Annotated in this window: 1 protein-coding gene; it reads left to right on the top strand. The window is 40.5% G+C overall.

Annotation, left to right across the window (positions count from 1 at the left end):
• Positions 1–79: 79 nt before the first annotated feature.
• On the top strand, positions 80–514 hold a 435-nt coding region (locus WEIDD23_RS12170; protein ID WP_062359101.1), incomplete at its 3' end, for an RNA methyltransferase.

Here is a 514-nt window from a genome sequence, read left to right as displayed (position 1 = left end):
GACTGAAAATGCGCTCACAAAACATTGGGTGCACTAACTAACAACTTGAACAGAAATACAGTTAAAGAGATATAGAAAAATGAGCAAGATTGATTTAAAAAATGCGATTGACTACCGTAACTTGGGTGATGATTTTAAAGGCATGACGAACGAAGATATCATGCAAGCTTTAGACCAACGACGTGGTTATATGATTACAGCGCTTCAAAATTTAACCCACGATTTTAATAAGGCAACCGCTGTGCGTAACCACAACGCATTTTCAGGGCGCGAAATTGTTTTCTTAAATCCCGAAAATCCAATGGATCCAGAAAATGAAGAAGGCGCTAAGAAGTGGAATAAGACCGGCGCGGTTGGTGCACAGCACTACGAGCACATTTCACATCACAAGATTACGGATTATCAAAAACTATTTGATCAATGGCATGCGGAAGGTTATACCATCTATGCGGTTGATAATACACCAGGCTATGAATTACACAACGTGTTTGAAACGGCCTTGCCGGAGAAAAGG

This window comes from Weissella sp. DD23, from assembly GCF_001579105.1.
Classification (GTDB): Bacteria; Bacillota; Bacilli; order Lactobacillales; family Lactobacillaceae; genus Weissella; species Weissella cibaria.
This window is presented reverse-complemented; position numbering and strand designations above follow the sequence as displayed.